General features: G+C 37.2%; 14 protein-coding genes, 1 tRNA gene and 1 pseudogene. 6 read left to right on the top strand and 10 right to left on the bottom strand.

Translation table 11 applies throughout. The features are described 5' to 3' along the window. Nucleotides 1-25 precede the first annotated feature (25 nt). The 6 genes from ACRD69_RS04035 to ACRD69_RS04010 form a co-directional block, all read right to left on the bottom strand. Nucleotides 26-2,962, bottom strand: a complete 2,937-nt coding sequence (locus ACRD69_RS04035; protein ID WP_430813779.1) for an FAD-binding and (Fe-S)-binding domain-containing protein — start codon at nt 2,960-2,962, stop codon at nt 26-28. A gap of 17 nt (nt 2,963-2,979) precedes the next feature. Continuing rightward, nucleotides 2,980-3,711: a class II aldolase/adducin family protein gene (locus ACRD69_RS04030; RefSeq protein ID WP_430813778.1), complete on the bottom strand. Its 732-nt coding sequence runs from the start codon at nt 3,709-3,711 to the stop codon at nt 2,980-2,982. Between the two features lie 59 nt (nt 3,712-3,770). Then, nucleotides 3,771-4,817 carry an alcohol dehydrogenase catalytic domain-containing protein gene (locus ACRD69_RS04025; RefSeq protein WP_430813777.1) on the bottom strand — a complete coding sequence of 349 codons (1,047 nt, stop codon included), beginning with the start codon at nt 4,815-4,817 and terminating at the stop codon, nt 3,771-3,773. Nucleotides 4,818-4,918: 101 nt separating this feature from the next. Beyond that, the gene (locus tag ACRD69_RS04020; RefSeq protein WP_430813776.1) at nt 4,919-6,280 is read right to left on the bottom strand and encodes a hypothetical protein; all 1,362 of its coding nucleotides are present in this window, start codon (nt 6,278-6,280) and stop codon (nt 4,919-4,921) included. Between the two features lie 160 nt (nt 6,281-6,440). Then, entirely contained in the window at nt 6,441-7,475 is a 1,035-nt protein-coding gene (locus ACRD69_RS04015) for a zinc-dependent alcohol dehydrogenase (protein ID WP_430813775.1), read from the bottom strand. A 198-nt stretch (nt 7,476-7,673) separates the two neighbouring features. Then, nucleotides 7,674-8,708, bottom strand: coding sequence for a GntR family transcriptional regulator (locus tag ACRD69_RS04010; RefSeq protein WP_430813774.1), 1,035 nt, complete (start codon nt 8,706-8,708; stop codon nt 7,674-7,676). Between the two features lie 312 nt (nt 8,709-9,020). Between ACRD69_RS04010 and ACRD69_RS04005 the strand changes: the two genes are divergently transcribed. Further along, nucleotides 9,021-9,701, top strand: coding sequence for a substrate-binding domain-containing protein (locus tag ACRD69_RS04005; protein ID WP_430813804.1), 681 nt, complete (start codon nt 9,021-9,023; stop codon nt 9,699-9,701). Nucleotides 9,702-9,829: 128 nt separating this feature from the next. Here the strand turns inward: ACRD69_RS04005 and tnpA are convergent. The 3 genes and pseudogenes from tnpA to ACRD69_RS03990 all read right to left on the bottom strand — a co-directional run bounded on the left by tnpA (nt 9,830) and on the right by ACRD69_RS03990 (nt 14,788). Then, nucleotides 9,830-10,269, bottom strand: a pseudogene (gene tnpA, locus ACRD69_RS04000) (IS200/IS605 family transposase). A 1,001-nt stretch (nt 10,270-11,270) separates the two neighbouring features. Further along, nucleotides 11,271-13,841 carry a T9SS type B sorting domain-containing protein gene (locus tag ACRD69_RS03995; RefSeq protein WP_430813773.1) on the bottom strand — a complete coding sequence of 857 codons (2,571 nt, stop codon included), beginning with the start codon at nt 13,839-13,841 and terminating at the stop codon, nt 11,271-11,273. Between the two features lie 5 nt (nt 13,842-13,846). Next, nucleotides 13,847-14,788: a PorP/SprF family type IX secretion system membrane protein gene (locus ACRD69_RS03990; RefSeq protein WP_430813772.1), complete on the bottom strand. Its 942-nt coding sequence runs from the start codon at nt 14,786-14,788 to the stop codon at nt 13,847-13,849. Nucleotides 14,789-15,683: 895 nt separating this feature from the next. On the opposite strand from ACRD69_RS03990, the gene ACRD69_RS03985 reads away from it, so the two are divergent. From ACRD69_RS03985 to ACRD69_RS03970, 4 genes are all read left to right on the top strand, one after another. After that, complete coding sequence (locus ACRD69_RS03985) at nt 15,684-16,403, top strand: DNA-binding domain-containing protein (RefSeq protein WP_430813771.1); 720 nt, start codon at nt 15,684-15,686, stop codon at nt 16,401-16,403. 244 nt (nt 16,404-16,647) lie between these two features. Further along, nucleotides 16,648-17,040, top strand: coding sequence for a hypothetical protein (locus ACRD69_RS03980; RefSeq protein WP_430813770.1), 393 nt, complete (start codon nt 16,648-16,650; stop codon nt 17,038-17,040). Between the two features lie 100 nt (nt 17,041-17,140). Continuing rightward, nucleotides 17,141-17,665, top strand: coding sequence for a PH domain-containing protein (locus ACRD69_RS03975; RefSeq protein WP_430813769.1), 525 nt, complete (start codon nt 17,141-17,143; stop codon nt 17,663-17,665). Nucleotides 17,666-17,857: 192 nt separating this feature from the next. Continuing rightward, nucleotides 17,858-18,496: a hypothetical protein gene (locus ACRD69_RS03970; RefSeq protein ID WP_430813768.1), complete on the top strand. Its 639-nt coding sequence runs from the start codon at nt 17,858-17,860 to the stop codon at nt 18,494-18,496. Nucleotides 18,497-18,554: 58 nt separating this feature from the next. Here the strand turns inward: ACRD69_RS03970 and ACRD69_RS03965 are convergent, their stop codons facing one another. After that, nucleotides 18,555-18,719 carry a PLD nuclease N-terminal domain-containing protein gene (locus ACRD69_RS03965; RefSeq protein WP_430813767.1) on the bottom strand — a complete coding sequence of 55 codons (165 nt, stop codon included), beginning with the start codon at nt 18,717-18,719 and terminating at the stop codon, nt 18,555-18,557. Between the two features lie 364 nt (nt 18,720-19,083). Here ACRD69_RS03965 and ACRD69_RS03960 point away from each other — a divergent pair. Continuing rightward, nucleotides 19,084-19,167 (top strand) — tRNA-Leu (locus ACRD69_RS03960). Nucleotides 19,168-19,776: the final 609 nt, after the last annotated feature.

Below are 19,776 nucleotides of genomic sequence, written 5' to 3'. Positions count from 1 at the left end.
TTTATTTTTATTTTGTTTCTAAGATTTAGTTGTTAGATGAATGACTGTTATTATCTGCTAAGGCATCATACAATACCTCTACCGGATGCCATGCCGTTTTTCCGGTTCCATCTTTTATATGATGACGGCATGAAGTTCCCGGAGCCGAAATAATCATTTTTTCTTCTGCCATACGGACAGAAGGAAACAGCACCATCTCCCCAATTTTCATGGATAATTCGTAATGCTCCTTTTCGTATCCAAAAGAGCCTGCCATTCCGCAGCAACCAGATGGGATTTCTTTTACATGATAGTTTAACGGCAGTGATAACATTTGTTTTGATGGCTTGGTAGAGGCCACAGCCTTTTGCTGGCAATGTCCATGCAACAAAATATGTTTTTCATCATCTGTAAAATCAGACACTTTAATATTTCCTTTGTCAATTTCTGCTGATATAAACTCTTCAAATAAAAGTACATTTTTTGCCAGGTCACCTGCTGCAGGCTGAAGCTCTTTGTCGACCAGTTCAGGATATTCATCGCGAAAAGCCAGAATTGCTGAAGGTTCGATACCCACCAATGGGGTCTCTGCTGAAATGATCTCTTTTAAGCGATTAACATTTTCTGTGGCAACCTTCTTAGCGATGCGAACCAGTCCCTTTGAAAGAAATGTCCGGCCGCTTTCTTTATGCATTGGTATTTTCACTTCATATCCCAACTTAGTTAGTAATAATATGGCTTTGATTCCGATATCACTTTCGTTGTAATTGGTAAATTCATCGTTGAACAGATAAATGCGGCCTTTGATTTCCTTTTCCATTTGTGGCACGCCTTTTTCGAACCATTTATTCAAGGTCATTTTTGAAAGCAGTGGCACACTGCGTTTGCTTGAAAAACCAATAGCCCTTTTCAACACTGAAGTAGTCATCACAAAATTGGAAACAGGACGAAATACCATTGCCAGTTTATTAAGTCGTGGCAGGAAAGCAACCAATTTTGAGCGCAATGGGATACCGTGAATATCATAGTAATGCTGCATAAACTCAGCCTTCATTTTAGACATATCCACATTCGATGGACATTCATTTTTACAGGCTTTACAGGAGATGCACAAATCTAAAATATCATATATTTCCTTGTGATCGAAAGGGTTTGTTTTGTCTGTGGAGTATAAAAATTCTCTTAAGATGTTGGCCCGCCCACGTGTACTTTTGTCCTCATCGCGTGTCGCCATATAGGTTGGACACATGGTTCCTCCTATCAGTTCACTCTTGCGACAATCGCCGGTGCCATTGCACTTTTCAATGCTGCGCATGTAGCCGTTATTCCTAGAGAAATCAAAATGCGTTTTGAACTCAGGAGTCGGGTTACCGGGAGTTACTCTTAGGTTTTCAGTAATTGGAGGTGTATCTGTAATTTTCCCAGGATTAAAGACATTATCCGGGTCCCAGGCTTTTTTAAGGGCTTTCACAAACTCATAGCTTTTTTCGCCCAGCATATACGGTATAAATTTTCCGCGTGCTCGTCCGTCACCATGTTCTCCACTCATAGAACCCTGGTATTTCTTAACAAGTTTTGCCGTTTCTGTCATTAGCGTATCAAAACGCTCAACATCTTTTGGGTCTTTGAAATTAATGAGCGGACGAAAGTGAATTTCCCCGGTGGCAACGTGTGCATAAAAAACACTTTCCAAACCCAGCTCCGCCAGCACCCTCTTTATATCTACCACATAATCAGGCAAATATTCAGGAGCTACTGCTGTATCTTCAATACCTGGAACACCTTTTCTGTCGCCGGGAATATTAGCCAGCAAACCAAGACCGGCAGTTCGTAAAGCCCACACGCGCTTGATATTTTTTGCACCCGTAACTAGCGGAAAATGGTAACCCAGGCCAGCTTCCCGCATATCTTTTTCTAAGGCTTCGGCAGTAGCTTTGAGTTTTTCTTCTGTTTCAAAAGAAAACTCAATCATGAGCATTGCACCCGGATCGCCTTTAACAAAAAAGCGATTAAGGTTTTGTTCCCTATTGGCTTTGGTGCATTGCATAATGGCATCATCCATTAGTTCTATAGCTGTAGGACCATGTTTTAGTGCCACTAAATTACCAAGCAGTGATTCATTTAAAGTTTCAAAATGAGCACAAACCAATCCTTTATATTTTGGAGGAAGCGGGATAACATTCAGTTTTATCCTTTGCGAAAAGGCCAACGTACCCTCTGAGCCCGCCAATAGTTTGCAAAAATTGAAAGGTGCGCCGCCTTCTGTATAGACTTCAGATTCGAGCAATACATCTATGGCATAGCCCATATTGCGACGCGTAAGCTCTGGAGCAGGAAATTGTTCCCTTATCTCCTTTTGGTTCTCAGTTCCGGCTAATATCTCATTAATATTTTCATAAATGGCTTTTTCCAGTTTATTGGAATTGCCATTCAATTTGGCATCAAACTCCTCTTTGTTAAGTGGTTTAAAGGTGGTTTCTGAACCATCGGAAAGTATAGCATCTACCTCCAAAACATGTTCACGCACACTACCGTATGCCAATGAATGCAAGCCACAGGAATTATTTCCCAACATACCACCAATGACGCAGCGATTAGCGGTTGAGGTCTCGGGACCAAACTGCATACCGTGTTTAGCCAGAAACTGGTTTAACTCAGCCAGAACCACTCCAGGCTCAACAATAACATAGTTTTCTTCTTTATTGAACTCCAGTATATTATTCATATACTTGGAGATATCCACCACAATTCCTGATCCAACAACCTGGCCGGCCAAAGAAGTACCTCCGCCACGGGGAATAAGCGATGTTTTATTCTCCCGGGCAAAGGCAATTAACATTTTGATATCAGCTGCCGATTTAGGTTTACATACCGCCAAAGGCAATTCTTTATACTGCGAAGCGTCTGTTGAGTATAAAACACGCTGCACATTATCAGTAAACAGATCGCCTTCAAGTGAATCTTTTAGTTGGTCGAAATTCATAATTAAAGCATTTCAAACTAAGAAAGAACAACTTCATTTGGGAAATAAAGATCAACCAAAGACGAATGAACTCCAGGTGCACCAAACATAGGGCAATCTCTTTTAAGCACAACATTGTCCAAGTCTTTAACATCTTGTTTTGTGAGTGTCTTCAAAGGCTGACCAGAAGCCATTGCCTGTATTAAAGAATAACATGACATCTCTAACAATTCTACATTCATATGAGTCCAATCAACACCCAGTGGACTCATAGATACCAGGCCATGATTTTCCATGAGGAAATTGTTGTACTTCTGAAGGTAATTAGAAAAATTATCCGCCAAAAGTTGACTCAAGGGCTCACCATATGGCACTATTGGTACTGGTCCAACTTCATGTGTTAATTCCGGATAGTACGGTTTCATCAGATGCTCCCCTTCCATGATCGCAAAAGAACAAGCATTTGGAGCATGACAATGAATAACAGATACAATATCAGGGCGCTCCTTAAAGAATTTCAGGTACATTGATTTCTCACCGGTGGGTCTTTTTTTCCCTTCTTTTGTGTCTCCTTCACCATTAATGAATACCAGGTCTTCTTTTTGAATGTCGCCCTTATTCATCATTGTAGGAGTGATTAGAATTACATCCTCTTCTAATTTCCAGGCCAGGTTTCCACCAAACCCCGTAACGAACATTTTTGCCGACAATTGATGACAGACTTTTAAAAAAGCGCTTACTTCTTTTTCGTATTTTTTTAAATAACTCATTTAAGATTGTTTTTTTTGACACGAGCTTTAAGGTCGCGCCAGTTATAGGTTCAATACCCTTAAGGTCTAATGATGACTTTTAATGCTCCCGATTTAGGATTACTCTGAATATTGACAGCCTCGTTAAATTCATCTAATGAAAAAACATGCGTAACTAAGGCTGATGCATCTATTAACCCTGAGGAGATCATTTGCTCTGCTTCGATATAATCTCTTTTCACAGAACTGTTTGCTCCATGGATATGCAGTTCGGGATAATGGATCAGGTTCAAATCAAGTACATCGGTTGGGTCTGACTTGGGCATACCTGCAAAAATGGATAGGTGTCCGTCACGTGCCAACAAGTCCATACCTTGTTTAACCAAGGACTTGACAGAAGCCGCCACTACCACAACATCCACTCCTCTTCCGTTGGTATTCTCTTTTACCCATTCCTCCGGCGAGGTAGTTGCACTGTTGACATAATGATCGAAGGGCAGGTTTAAGCTCGCCAAAAGTTCCAACCGATCCTGAGAAACATCGATGATGGTCACAGATTTTGCCCCACGTGCTTTAGCTACCAAACCATTTAACACGCCAATAATACCTCCTCCAAAAACGATTACACTTTGTGCATCTTCAAGAGGTATAATACGCATACCGTTTATACAGCAACTTAGTGGTTCAAGAATAGTAGCCTCTTCGTCCGTCATTTTATCACTAACCGGTATTAAACAGCCCTGATCAACACCAACTTTAGGCATGATCATGTATTCTGCAAATCCGCCGTTCCACTGGTAACCGATGGCTTTAAACCCATTTTCGCAAAGGTTCTCGCGACTAATGGCACACATAGGACAATCGCCACAACCAATTACAGTTTGTACAGCATAGCGTTCTCCTTCCTTAAATCCTGAAACACCTTTGCCCAAACCGGCAACTGTTCCACTTATTTCGTGCCCAACAATGGGTACATCAACAGGTTTTTCACCCTTTAAGACACGCTGATCTGTTCCACAAATGGCACAGGCATCCACTTTTAATAATACTTCTCCTTCACCTGGTATAGGAGATATAAATTCTTCTACAACTATATTTCCAGGATTTTTTATTACTGCTGCTTTCATATTCTTTAATAAGATGTTAGACTAATAGATAAAAGATAATAGACCAATACTCTGCCAGATCAACAATGTATTAACTGGTGAGAATTAATTTTATCTTCTTTTTAAATGACCCATTCTCCCTGTTTGGCAGAGTCACAGATAATACTGAATGATTTTTCTTCTCCTGCTTCACGCAGTACATTTGCAATCTTACTCTGTACGGCTGGCAAAGCACCTACTGAGGCAAAAAAGGCATTCCTTTGCTTCATACTGCCAAACTCTTGCGCAGCTTTTTCACCCAGATAGGTAAAATCGGCAAAACGTGCCAACAGGGTATGTCCCACAATAATGCGTGCGCCATTTAAGAAGATTTCTTTGTAGGGATTCAGATCTGCACCACCTAGGTCATCAACAAAAGGCAGCCCCTTTTTATTCATTTCTGTACCAATATGAATAGGCATATCCATGCTTACAGCCGTTTCGATGATCTTCTTGAGATTTTGTGTTTTTACGGCTTTTACTTTACTGTCAGCAATATTCCAGTTTCTGTCTGGAATCAGATTTAGTGCCGCTGCCCCTTTCGATTTTGAAAGTTCGAGCAATGCTTTACCATCTTTTTCGCCATCGCTTGTTCCATCCAGCCACGATTCCATAGGTATCGCTCCGCAGGACTTAACAAAGGCAAAAAATTCTTCAACAGGCGGAAAGGTATCGGCAGACGGCTGAACATATCCAAAACCGCCACGTTTCGCAAATTTCGAACGTACCACATCTTCAAGTTTATGTCCCGACGCAATCAACTCAGCAGTCTTCTCCAAACTAAGACCAAGGATTCCTGCCCAATAAGTTGTTAGATTATTCTTTTCCGGGAAAACCTCTGATGCTTTTTTAATGTATGCGGAAATAATGTGCCTTTCAGTCGCATTACCTGATGGAGTAAGTGATAAGACCTCATCATAATTAATGGCAATTAACGGTACATTTGGATTAATACGTGCTATTAAGTCCATGTTACGTGATGCAGCCTTTTTGTTATAACTTTCCAGGGTATGTGCTTGCTCAGAATTTGTATCGGGTAATTTATAAAATCCTGTTCCGGCAATATAGCTGACTCCCGGTTCGCCTGGCGAATCAATTTCCTTATCGGCATATTCATGCATAAATGCCCGGGTTTCAATTCCAACACTGGTTCTTAATCCCAATAACTCCCCTGCCTTTAAAAAATCTTCCAAACCCAACAATACATCAAAATCAATAATACCTGATGCATATAATGAATTCTTCCTTGCCTCCCAGGCTATGCGTTCCGGAGACCAGAATTCGGCATTATAAGAGTTGAAAGAGTGAAAATGCATATTTACATTTTGCAAGCCATTTTTGTTTATCTCAACCAAGGTTTGTAGTTGGATAAGTGCATCCATTCTCTCGTTTGCATCAAAAGAGTTCAGGTTCTGTTCCAGCTGATTTATTTTTTCTTTACTCATATTTAATTTTTCTACGAAAACTATATAACCATCAAGTGTTTTTAAAAAAATGCCAAGAACAAGGCTTGCGAAATTTTGAAAATCAAGGAGTTTTCTTTCGTAAACGACTGTTTTCAAGATGAGCGTAACGAAGTTATTGGCTTTTTCTAATAACACTATTTTAAAAATCAATCATAGCTTTCATAACACCATCACCATAAGAAGCAACCAGGTCAAATGCTTTCTGAGACTCCTCAAAAGAAAAACGATGGGTGACCATTTTACTTACATCGGCAGTTCCATCCTCCAGCATCTGCAAGGTTTCTTCCAGCGCACCGTTCTGACGACGAACATTAATAATCGTCACCTCTTTATGACGACCTTTGTCCACCGGAAGGCTCCAACGATCAAACTCAGGTATTCCTATTAGCATTAAGACGCCACCAGGTTTCAATAACTCAAATGCCTGATCAATGGCTTCCTTTTGCCCACAACATTCAAAAACAACATCTAAACCTTCCGGGTGCAATTTCTTTATGTCTTTTACAATATCTGTAGTTTCCACATTGCCGGCATATGTTGCGCCAGCATTTCGTGCAATCTGTAATCGTTCATCGATTTTGTCGCTTACATATACCTTCTCAGCACCCTTGACCATGGCAGGCAATTGCACACTCATTCCGATAGGTCCAAAACCTAATATTCCAACGTGGGCTCCTTTCATCGGTATGGATCTATTGACTGCATATACCCCAATAGCCAGAGGTTCGGAGATTGCAGCTTCATCAAAAGACATGGTATCCGGAACGGGGAAACATGAATGTTCGGGCATCACAATAAAATCGGACATACTCCCATCGGCCTGCCCGGGGCACCCCAGAAAAGTTAGTTTACGGCAAGTATGTGGTCTTCCTGCTTTGCACTGGTCACATTCGCCACAGGACATAGCAGGCTCAACAGCTATTCGGTCTCCCGCCTTTACTTTGGTTACAGCAGATCCAACCTTCTCCACCACACCTGCACATTCGTGCCCTACCGGAAAAGGATATTGCACCACCTGACTTCCTATTTTTCCGGAAACATAGTAGTGCACATCAGAACCACAAACAGCCACCACTTTTAAGCGGATCAATACATCCGTATCATTTTTTAATTCAGGCGTAGGGACTTCCTGCATCTCCATTTCCCTAATGCCGGTTAACATCATTGACTTCATATCGTATTATTTTAAATTTTACTTTTTATATCTACGATACAATTTTACAATGCCGATGCAGAAAAACAGTACTGAACAGTGCTGAACAAAGGGCAAACAAAATAGCTATATTCAAAAGGAGATCACCCGCAAACAAACTACCTTACAGGCAATTAATCTAAAATAGAGATGCTGTGTATTTTATATTAAAAAAAGTTTTTAAAAGGACTTTCTCCTGATCATCCTGAATGGATTTTTGATTTTTACTTTTTCTTTACTCAGAATCAGCCAGGCCAGTTTTTCTCCCATATAAGCAAAATCGGTACTGATAACGGTTATTCCTTCAGCAAGCACTTCTTTTAAAACCGTTTCATTATAGGAAACAATACCAATATCGGTTCCTACATTTAACTTTTGATCCCTGCATAGCTTAATGAACTCAGCCAGGTCATCATCATCAATAATGATGTATAATTCTTTTTCTTCGAGGCTGATATCCGACATCCCGATACGGACTTCATGATTCAATTGGTGCCCCTTGCAAAAGTGCTCAAATCCGGAGATTATTTCACGATTTGACATTGGGTCCAATGGATAAACCAGAACAATACGATTATAGTTTCGTATTTCATTTAAAGCCGGTAACAAGGCTTCACAAATATCATTTTCAAAATCTTCATATATAACAGGATATTCGTAGTCCAAAAATTGAACATCCTTATTCACCAATACCAGTTTATCTTTGGGAATGAGTTTAAAAATATCTAAAATCTTCTTATCGTAGTGATAAAAGAAAGGCATGATCACATAATAATCATAGTTATCCAGGCTGGATTTTATTATTTGGTCGAAACGATTGGGGTCATAATCATGAACATGAAAATCGATGTTAGCCTGCGTATTCATCATACGCATAAAAGAATTGTATATGGATTTTTTATAGGCGGTTAATTTATTAAATACCAAAAGTATTTTCAGGGCCGAATCAGAAGGTTTGGCTTTAACGAAGAATCCTTTTCCGGGAACAGACTCTATGATACCCCTGTCACATAAACCTACATACGCCCGTTGAACTGTATCTCTAGAAACATCCAGTTCAAAACTGACATTATTCAAGGAAGGAAGACACTCTCCTATTTGCAGGATTTCTTTTTTTACCGCTTCCGCAACAGAGTTTATGATTTGTTTTGACTTTGGCTCCTTTCGCCTGCCGTCAATTTTAAAAATGGCTTGTATTATATTGGATTCGTTCATGAAATTTATCCTGTAACAATTTTATTGCTTCAATTCATTAAACTTTAAATATAACATTCCATTTAACTAAAATGAAAAAACATTTCGAAAGGAATCTGATTCAATTGTTTTTAGAACTGATAGTCTGATAGAACCATATCATACTCACTTTTAAGTTTTTTCGGCCTTTTTACAAACCCCTGCTGAGCCAAGAAGCGATGCCAGTGGTAATAAATCAGCATGATGGGTTCGGTTAACTCACTCTTTTTCTGACTAAAAAGCCCGTGTCCCTGACCTTCAAATACATAATTACAACAGAATAAAACTCACAATATCGGTGTGATCGTACCTGAATTTCGGAACGCTTTCTTCCCTGATGTGATAACAGGGATACAAAACATATTGATCCCCAAGGGCTATCAGGTATTAATAATGCAGTCGAATGAAAATGCAGAAACAGAATTATCCAATGTAAAAACATTGTATAATAATATGGTGGACGGCCTCATCATCTCCTTCAGTGCCGAAACGCAAAAGGTTACCTACTACAAAAAATTACTTGAAGAGAAATTCCCCATCATTCAGTTTAATAGAATTATTGACAAATTACAATCAGCTAAAGTTGTTTTGGACGATCACGCCTGGGCATTTATGCCCACCGAGCACTTAATACTGCAAGGCTATAAAAACATTGTCCATTTTATGGGTCCAAAATTCTTATCCTTTTCTTTAGCCCGCGCAAAAGGCTTTAAGGATGCCATGATTAAACACAACTTATTTGTCAGCGACGAACAAATAATTGAAACGGAAGGCGTTGATATGGAACACGGCAAAGCAACTATGAGAAAATTGATTGAAAACAAACAAGTTCCTGAAGCTATTTTTGCCGTATACGACCCAATAGCTCTTGGTGCCATGTTAGTCATGAAGGCAAACAACATCAAAATACCAGATGACGTTGGCATTGTAGGATTCTCTGACTCACACCTCTCTGAGGTCATAAAACCATCCTAAACTACAGTTAATCAACCAACTTACGAGATGGGACAAACAGCAGCTAAGTTATTGCTTCAGGAGTTAGAATCGAATATTCAGATACCCCAAAAAAATGAATGACCCCGGAACAAACTCCGAGGTATCGGCTACCACAAGCGAAGCTGCTCCGCATGCTTCTGCTTGTATTCCCTACCTTGATTTTCTACATATTTTCTTATAACATCCTTGTTCCCATATTGACCGACTGTATTGGCATAAAAACCACTTGTCCAAAAATTTCCTCCCCACAGTTGTTCTTTACTTCTGGATAATTCTTGAATACTTCACGTGCAGTAATGATCTTTATTATTTGTACTATTTTAGAAACTGCCATTGTGGGAACACTCTGTACTAAAAAATGAACATGATCTTCATCTGTACCTATTTCAACAAACTGTATCTCATAACGTTCTCCTATTTCCAGGCATACTTCCTCTATATAATCACTTATTTTTCCATTGATTACTTTTCGTCTATATTTTACAGGGAAAACTAAATGAAACAGCAGCAGTGTTTCATTATGACGTTTGTAAACCTGTTCGTCCATAACAACTAAAATACGTTTTTTCAAAACGTTATGAAAACCTTTAGGTTTTCAAACTTTCCTCTATTACGACCCGAGGCAAGCCTCGAGGAATTCTACTGATTAAATTAAGCGGTAGTTTTAAGATAAAAGAATCATCGGTGCGCTTGAAATAATAGACCGATTTAGTGAATAGTTATCGATCTTAAAATCTAATTACATCGCAATAATTAATTCAGTTAAAAAAGCTAAACTTAATTCCCAAAGCCTACCTTAAATTTTTCTTACCTTTGTTTGTAGTCAATTATATCAAAAGTGACCAATGGGTGACCACTAAAATTTGACAGTTATAACTTACTGAATATATAAGCGTTGTGAGGAAAGATAAAGTCCCGCCTCGGATAAATTACTATCGTCTTACTTTACACCTTTTTGCAATATTTTGCTTAACTTTACATCAAAACGTTCTTATTTAGATTATTAACACAGGATTATTTAATATTTCTGCTGAAACCGTTACCTATTCGGTTACCTGAAATGAATTCAAGTTGATATACTTCTGAATCACTGCAACTTACAAGATAAGGTTGGCTTTCTGTCATCCCGACAATTGCATATCAAAGACTTACAAATTTAATTTGTAAGTCTTTTTTAGTTTAGTGCAAGCAACATTGCTAAACCTTCAATATTTGTTCTAGTATTTTTAGTTTCTAGTGAAACAAAGACATGATGGTTGGACAATTTTTCTTTGTAAACGCGTAAACCTGTAAACTCGACTACATAAAACGCCGTAAAATAACAAGTAACAAGGTTTACATTGTATTAAAGTCCTTGTAAACCGATAAGGCATAAGGGAGAAAAAAAACTATCTGGACTTCACCTTTCATCCTAGTCGATTAAAACCTGGGTTTGGTGAGACTTTAACAAACATTGTGTAGTCTAACCTGAAAATGGTTTACCTAGGCGCCAACAGCAAACTTATTCTATATTCGACAATTGTTATGCCTATGCATTTGTTTAATTTGCTATTTTACAAATACCCAACCCTTATAAATTTCGCCTTTAGGTGTTTGTAACAAGTACCAATATGTGTTGTTATGGGGTATCTTATTTCCACTTAGGTCTGTACCTTGCCATTTGTTATCATAATCGGTAGACTTAAAAACAAGGTGACCTGAACTATCATAAATTTGTAATGTAGAGCCAGGAATTAAACCTGCAATTTCAAATCTGTCGTTTATGCCATCGTTATTTGGTGTAATTGCATTAGGGATGAAAACATCAATAGTTTCTTTAGATATTTTAAACCTCTCCGTTAATGGGCACTTATATTTACCATATGAGATAACTGAATATTCTCTTGATTCATTAATAGAAACCAAAGGGCTCTGGCAGTCAGTACAACTTAACCCTTCAAAGGGTAACCATTCGTAGTTTATTTGCCCCTCTTTAGCATATAAATTAAATGTCGTTTGGTAATTAATGATGGTATCTAGTTGCAGTATATCATTAGCGATAACAATTGTATCACAATTTCTTAATCTAAAAATGAATTGTTCCTTTACAAAACAGTTAAGGCTATCTCTGTAAGTTACTTGGTATTCAAAAGAATCATCAATATAAGCTGTTGGACTTTGACAAGTAGTGCAACTTAAACCATCTTCAGGAAACCATGAGTAATCAGAACCCAGTGTAGGGTAAAGTTGGACTTCTGTTTCTGGGCCAATTATAGTATCCTGTTTAATAATCGGATTATAAAGTGAAGTAGTATCGCAGTTATATTTTATCTTAAATCTTTCTGTCCAATTACATGAGTTGTCATCAGTTAAAGTAACTGTATATTCTGCGTCTGTGTTTATATCGACCAACGGATTTTGACAATCTGTACAACTAAGACCTTTTTGTGGTGTCCATGAATGAGAAACAGCATCTGAAGAAAATAATTGAATCTGACTTCCTGGCTCTATTACTGTATCCGTCATTAGCTTATCATAGTAAGGGACTATCGTATCACAATTGGGAGTTCGAATAATAAACTTCTCCTTTCTTTTACACCTATATTCATCGTCATAAGTAACTGTATAAGTAACAGAATCGACTATTGTCGCTATTGGATTCTTACATTTGCAACTGAGATTAGAGTCAGGTGTCCAATTGTATACTGTATATATCATTCCAGGCCCAGGGTTTAACTGTATTGTTGAGCCTTTATTTAACACCGTGTCCAATACTATTGTGGAGGTTGTATCACATAACTTCCTTAGGTTAAACCTTTCTTTTCTCATGCATCCATAAGTATCCATCAAAACAGCTTCAAATTCGCTATCCTTGGTAATGCTGACTGATACCTCCTGAGCATATCTGTTACTTATAATTTTATTTTGTGGGTACCACCAGTATAGGTCCGCTTCAGATTCAGAACACCTTAATGTCACTGGTTTTCCTGGTTGCACCAGCGTATCAAGTACCAGCGTATCCCATTCTTTTGTAATGGTATCACAATCTACAGATAAACAAGGGCGCGGCATATGTTCTGGATATTCTATATCGTAATATGTTAAGTTTCCTAATCGGCCATTACTGTTATCTCCCCAGCGATACATTTCATCATCATATGTAATCGCAAAATAGCTATCATTACCACTTAAACCTCCTTGGGTGGCAAATTTTACATTTGACACACCTTCTATTTTCTGAAAGTATTTCCAACTTGACAGGTAATAATTAGAAGGAATATTATGATGATAGAATGCAAATAGAGAATCTTTATCGTTTATTGCAGTAATCATCCATGATTCGACATTAATTGAGTTAACATTTGAAATATTCATCTTAACAGGAGAATATTCGTTGTTAATACTTCCTATATATCCCCATCTCCAAATATCACCATCACTCTTAAGCGCATATACCAGTGAAGTGAAAGCCTCCACATCCACTACATTATTTAATGAATGTACTTTTTCCGGGACATATCTATATCTGTGCTGGCCAGATTCTATGACTTCGCCGTTTCCATTAACTATATTCGTTCCCCAGGTCCATACAGTCCCATCATTGCATAAAGCAACTGCTGTATTATTGCCAGCTTCTACTTGTTTTACGTTAGTAATAGGGACTTGCTGAATGGAATCGTTATATCCCCAATTATCTGGTTCAACTGAATTGTGATTTCCCCAGGCCCAAACAGTGCCATCGGCTTTTACAGCCAAATAATACATAATAGTATCGTTATGAAACCTAGACGCATAACTACAGCTAATATCAACTACATTTTCAATTGGTATTTTCTTTAAATTGTATTCCCCATTTCTATACCATTGCCATACGGTTCCATCTGATTTAAGAGCCATATACCCTGTTCCATTTACATCCGTTACATTTTGCAAACCTTTAACTTTTACAGGATAGGTTCTGCGTATTTTACTTCCATCACCCAACTGTCCGTTATTGTTCCACCCAATAGCGGAAATTGTGCCGTCATCACAAATGTAAAAGACATTGGTATTGGAACGTCCAAAACTAATCTTTTGGCCAAATACATAGGTGTATGAAAATATGAATAGTACGAAAATCAGAATATTTATATTTTTCATGTCGTTTACCTATTTTGAATTATTCTTTCTACATTTAATGAGAGGCCAACCGAGTGACTACTCACAAAGTGCTTATTAAATGATGAATTGCTGGTTTTGAATTGATATTGAAATTGAATTCGAGAATTGAAACTCAGACCAATACCCATACCAAAGGCTTGGAAATCTCGCAAAGAAATAAGCAACCAGTGTTTATTAAAGTAATGTAACCTAAGGTTGCAATCAATGGTTGTTTGGTAGTTGTAAGTATAGTCCAGCATTATTGACGATTCTATTGAATAACGGCTACTTTCATATAAATTGTATAATGAGAACAAGTTTACATTTGTAAATGTAATAGTTTGGTAATAGCTATTACTAATCAAGTTTCGGCGTAGGGACAGGCTTACTAATAAGTCTCTACTATAATACATGGAACCAAATTGAATCGAAGGAAAATAGTCTTTTGTATTTGTATATAATTCTGGGTCGTATTCATTATTCGGTTGAAGCAAAACGGAGTTTATACTAGTTTGAGAATATGAACCTGATAAACCAAAAGAAAGTTTGTTTCTATTTAGCGGGATATGGTAGGCATAGGCAAATAAAAAACCTGTTTCCTTTATAGGGCCCGAAGTTTCGTTATAAAGGGTTAAACCAACACCAACACGGGGCGCAAAGTCAAAGATTGGCCTTGAAATAAAGTACTCATCATCATAAAAGTCAGTACTCCCAAATCGTAAGCTATTACTAAATACTTGTACCGAAGGTGCATCTTGAATATTTACCCATTTTTTGCTGATACTCAGTGACGATATAAAACCACCATCGTAACCAGCAGCTGATGGATTTACATTATATAAGCAGTTCGAAAAGTAATTATCTCGCAAATTGATATTTTGAGAGAATAATAACTTGGGTAAAAAGAAAATACTCAATAAAATTATCGTGATAAATAATTTACTCATTAGGTGTTGTCATTTTTGCTTACCTATTTAGTTATATCACCTACTATTTCACTATCAATTGAAAAAAAAGCGACATATTTATATTTCAAACATTTATATACGCATGCTTTATTAAACATTAACAAGACGGAAAATAATCATCCTTGTAGCTAATAGCGTATACTTTATTCTTCTATTTGCTTAGTCACCCATTAACTCCCGCATTTAACCCGGTCAGGCAGGATGGCTTATTTTCGATTAGTGGCTACTAAATTAAATATTTTGATTAAACAACAAGTGTTGTGTTAATAAATTATATTAAACTGTTGATTAAATGAAAGAATGTGTTGATGTGTATAGAATAGACGTTATCCACGTTTATATAACAGAATTCTCATAAAACATCATACCGTGAAACTAATTTTTAAAACCACTTTATGAGACTGCCAATAGCAGTATGGGTTAAGGAAAGTAAAATCATCTCTCCAAACGGTGGTTAAAAGAAACTACAGTGCACTCATATTACCCCACTCCCCACCAACCCATTACAATTTCCCCCCTCCTTTCCCATGATATAATTCACATTTACACTCCACTCACTATTGCAACTAAATCAAAAACAGCAGCTCAACAATCCTCTACCCCATGTCAGCACAAGCTTTCAGCCAACATCACACCTACTTAACATAGTTCACATTTACTAATTATTAGTATGGAATTTGCTCCTTTTCCCCATGGCACTACGCAAATGGAGTACCAATAATTCCCATATAAAACGGGGAAAAGTACTACCTCTTTTATGCTTTTATCCCTCTAAATTTGTAATGGTACCCTTTAATAACGAGGCCATTAAAACAGATGAAATTGACAAGCAACAGATAACTAATACCAATACTAATTTTAAAATTTCCGAGTTATGGCAAAGAAAACACTGTATTTAACGCTGCAGCCCAACTTTATTACAGCCGACCCCAATGATTATTATGGACGGGTACAATATCAACAAGTACTGACCAACGATGATATTGCCAGGGAAATAGCCAAAGAACGAACTGAATTGAGAGTTGAAACCATTAGTTATATCATGGATATGGCTGATACGAAAAAAGCCGAGAAGGTGGCTGAAGGTTTTATTATTAACACCCCGTTTTGCATAGCAAAGGCTGGCACTTCAGGTGTATACAATTCAGCTACCGAGCAATTTAGTAAAGACAAACACAGTTTATCAATCAACTTTCTGAAGGGTATGGCCTCGCGCGAGCAATTGGCAAATGTCGATGTAAAAGTACAGGGGGTAGCCGAAACAGGGCCTGTTATCGGAGCTGTTACCGACGCGCTTACTGGGGCCAAAGACAGTAGCATTACACCCAATAATGTTATACAAATCATTGGTAACAAGCTAAAGATAGGCGGTGATGGAGATGACATTGGCCTGAAACTTCGAAATATTGATACCGATGATGTTGTCCGGATCAAACAAATTATTGTTAATGAGCCACGTCAGATAATAGCCATGCTTCCTGACGTCCCGGTTGGCAGTTATGAACTGGAACTAACAACTGCTTACAGCGGGACCAATGAACCTTTAAAAACTCCTAAAACATCAGTTTTCAGTCTTATTCTTTCAGTTGAATAAACTACTTATATTTACAGACGATAGCTTTGAAAACATCAAAGCTATCGTCGTTGCAGCTCATAAGCCATAATCGTTGAGAGCATCAAGCTATAAGCCTAGAGAGCATCAAGTTATAAGCTTAGAGGGTATCAAGTTATAAGTTTAGAGAGTATCAGGTTATAAGTTTATAGGGTATCAAGTTATAAGCATTTAGGGTATCAAAAATGATCGGGGCATAAGAATTAATTTAATAGCTAATAACAAAATGAAAAAACACTTGCTAACAACACTAACTATAGCCTTTGCATGTATTGGCGCATATGCTCAAGATATCAGTAGAATTAAGGCATTCGAAATAGTACATGAAAGCAATTTAGTAGATACTACAAAGAAAAGATTAATGCTATATCCCTGTATTGTTAAATCAAACTATATGAGTGTTAAAAAAGATCAGATATGGGCTTTGGCACCAAAGTTTGATGCCTACTCTTTTATTATTGAAGACAAAGATTCCCCTCAATTAACAACTCGGTTATTTTATGTAAATGTTAGAACCGGAGACTTTATTGTCAGGAAAATATCCAGTCCAATTAATTGCGATGAGAAACTGTTAAGTTACAAACAGTGTCTCCGTGACATAGAAAAGCAAAGTGAGTAAGCTCTCTTAAAAATGATAATTATCTACGGAGGACTTAAAATCTTTGCTTAGAAAGCCAATTACTCAGAAAATGATTGACTTAGGTTTAATTTAAAGAAAAATGGAAATGGAAATCGATCTGTTATACTCAAAGTCTGTAACAACAATTAATATTTTAGTATTATCACTATTACTTATACTATCTGTATCAATCTATTATTTATCCGGCAAAAAAATAAATACATTAAACGCCTTGGTCATATTTTCAATGTATTTACCAATAATCGTTACCTTTTTTTATTCACCGACAAGTTATTCTGTAAGCCCAAAGTCTATAGCAATAAATAAAGTCATTGGTATTATAAAAGTTCAAAAAAATGATATTGTTTCGTTGAAAGAAATTAATCCGCAAGATTTAGGTTCGTTCACCCGTAAGTTTGCATCAGGGGGCTTATTTGGATATTATGGCTTATTTAACAGCGAAAAAGAGGGGAATATAAGGGTATATTGCGGTACATTGGACACAAATTTGGTTTTAATCAAATTAAAGTCAGGAAAAAAAATTCTTGTATCTCCTTACCATATAGGAAAATTTATTGATTTGTGTGGAGAGAATACCCCTGACTCAAGAGGGTTCAATCAATGAACTTAACTGACTGCAAAAGATCGACAGAATCCTTAAAAAACACCTGCTAACAATGCCAACTAAAGCCTTTGCATTTAGCGGCGCATATGCTCAAGATATCAGTAGAATTAAGGCATTCGAAATAGTACATGAAAGCAGTGACTCAATGTTTTAGAAAAGCAATGTGAGTAATCTCTCTTAAAAATGACAATTATGAACTTAAAACTTGTCTTATTATGCTTGATCATTTTATCAGCTTGTAATAAAAAAGAAACTAAAGAAACATCTCAGGATCAAATTAAAAGTGAAGTCGAAGCTCTATTGACTAAATATGGAGTAGATAGTTATAGCTGGGATAAAAAGGGTGGCAATTTGAATTCATACAAACAAATTAATATAGAGGAGCTTGAGATTTTTTTAAGATCACGCCACATAAAGGGTGCATCACATAAGGATTCTACTCAAGGTATTACTACCAATACAATTAAAGCTGTGGCTAGTCCGCCTGTTGATCCATTTCTACAGGTAAATGGAAAGGCAATCTCTTACTATTCAATGGAAACCATTAATATTAATGCTCATCTTGAATGGTATCATAATGGATACTGGGGCTTGTGGGATATCAACGATCTTGAAATGTATGTCACGGGTATAATGCCTTCGGAGCTAGATAATATTTATTTCAAATTAATTAAATCAGATTCAAGAATGCTTGAAGTCAGATCAACTTTTACTATCAGGTTTGGAATTAAAATTAGTGATTTGAACCTGACTGCCGTTGATAAATTAGAAGCCTATTTAGTAATTGATACAATGAACGAATCAATGGATATTACAATCAGTGATAACTGAGCTGATTACTCTTGTATTGTAAATGTATAAGACCCATGTTAACGGGTCCTTTTTCCTATTATCTTCTTATTGCCAGAAATAGTAAGCCTCCAAAAACAGGAATTAGAATAACCACTAACATCCATAACAACTTCATTAATGCATTCATATTACTTTTAATGATGACGATTAGTGAAGCGATTACCAGAATCACATAAGTTATTTTCAAAATTCCGACTATCATTTTTTCATATTTAGACTCTTAATAGACTTAATAATGATACAGCTAATATAATATTAATGGGCGAGCCGTCTCAGGGTATGAATTTTTCAAATGAAGTTACAATCTTCCGTAATTGTCGTTCAGAACATAATAAAGAGCAAAGAACTTAATCGACCATTTAATGAACAGGCAGACTGAAATTGGCAGGTATTAAAATATTTATGTCTTTTCAGAAATATTTAAAAAAAAATTAATCCCCCTAAGTCATTTTTCACAAGCCTTTTGAGGCTTTGTGTTAACAAAGAATGATACCTTACACACAGCTACTATTAGAACCTTTTATACATTTTGTTTACATTTGCATCCGCTACCAAATGAAATAGCAGCCCAGATGGCGAAATTGGTAGACGCGCTGGTTTCAGGGACCAGTGTCAGCAATGACGTGCAGGTTCGAGTCCTGTTCTGGGCACAAAATAAATCCTATCACTCTGATTATGAGCGATAGGATTTTTTATTTTCTCTACATTCATCTGTGTCTCAGTACCCCAGAGATCACAAGCAAATTATGGGTTAAGGCATAAATTGTTTATCACAATCGGGCATTTGCTATACCGGGGCATGGTCAAAAAAAAGAAACCGTGGTTTCAAAAGAAGTAGAGTACAACACAAATCAATGATTTAAATAAATAAAAAAGAATGAACCACGGATTACACGAATTGAATTCCTGCGGAATTGATTTTTATGACCACGCCCTTATGTCTTTCGGGGTAAACGAATTATTGACTGCACCATTTGATTATGGTTACAACTAATCGCTACGCGATTAGATAATCCGTGTAATCCGTGTAATCCGTGGTCAAAAGGAAGAAACAGTGGTTTTAAAAATCAGTTTTTTAGTTCATCAATACGACTTATCACATATAATTTATACACAATCGGGCATTGGCTATGCCGGTGCATGGAACTGAAATGCCTTGATGAACAATTGATGTTGCACCGGATTGATGGACATTGGGTAACCCGGGGCGTCGCTGAGCTTTGCCCCGGGCTATGATATGGCAGACCTACAGCCTGCAA

The organism is Carboxylicivirga agarovorans, assembly GCF_050589845.1.
Lineage (GTDB): Bacteria > Bacteroidota > Bacteroidia > Bacteroidales > Marinilabiliaceae > Carboxylicivirga > Carboxylicivirga agarovorans.
Note: the sequence above shows the minus strand (reverse complement) of the source record. Positions and strands in the feature narration are given on the sequence as shown.